Raw genomic sequence first — 1,065 nt, 5'->3', positions numbered from 1 at the left:
GGTGACGGGGGCCGCCGAGGTGGGGTCCAAGCTGACGGCGGATCCGGGTGTCTGGGGTCCTGTCGATGAGGGCAGTTCCGATCCTGTCGGGGTCAGGTTGGACTACCAGTGGTACCGTTCGGGCGTGGCCATCCTCGGGGCGACCGCATCCACTTACGTTCCCGTCGCCAGGGACGTCGCCGGTACCCTCACGGTCCGGGTCACTGGGTTCCGGACCGGCTACACCACTGTGGCCAGGACCTCGGCAGCCACTGCGCCGGTGGCTGCGGGCTGGGAGGTCCCCGTCATTACCGGGACGGCGAGTGTCGGGTCTACGCTGACGGCGGTCCCGGGGAGCGGCGGGGCTGCCCCGGCCGCGTTGGGCTATCAGTGGTACCGTTCCGGTGTGGCGGTCGTCGGGGCCACGGGTGCGGCCTATGTTCCGGTCGCCTCCGACCTGTACGCGACCTTCACGGTCCAGGTGACCGCGTCCCGGACCGGTCACGCCCCTGACTCGAGGACGTCCCTTCCGACGGCGGCGGTCATCAAGGGAGCGCTGGTCAGGTCCACGCCCACGATCACCGGCACCCCCAGGGTCGGGTCGACCCTGGCCGTGAACCCCGGCATGTGGGGCCCGTCCCCGTTGGTCCTGAAGTACGCGTGGTCCGGTGCCGGTCGGGCCTACGGATCCAGCTATGTTGTGACGGGGTCGGACGCTGGCAAGACGCTGACTGTCAGGGTCACCGGGATCAGGCTTGGTTACTCCTACGTTGTCCGGAGATCGGCCCCCACAGCGGTGGTGCAACCTGGCACCTTTAGTGCGGCGCCGGTCCCCACGGTGACGGGGGCCGCCGAGGTGGGGTCCAAGCTGACGGCGGATCCGGGTGTCTGGGGTCCTGTCGATGAGGGCAGTTCCGATCCTGTCGGGGTCAGGTTGGACTACCAGTGGTACCGTTCGGGCGTGGCCATCCTCGGGGCGACCGCATCCACTTACGTTCCCGTCGCCAGGGACGTCGCCGGTACCCTCACGGTCCGGGTCACTGGGTTCCGGACCGGCTACACCACTGTGGCCAGGACCTCGGCAGC

1 pseudogene is annotated in these 1,065 nt (G+C 69.4%); it reads left to right on the top strand.

What is annotated here, in order from left to right:
* Window positions 1-1,065, top strand: a pseudogene (locus AC1DRO_RS21165) (carboxypeptidase regulatory-like domain-containing protein); the annotation flags it as partial.

Source organism: Arthrobacter sp. P4_F11 (genome assembly GCF_056401395.1).
The sequence above is the reverse complement of the archived record's forward strand: the minus strand, read 5'-3'. Positions and strand labels throughout refer to the sequence as shown.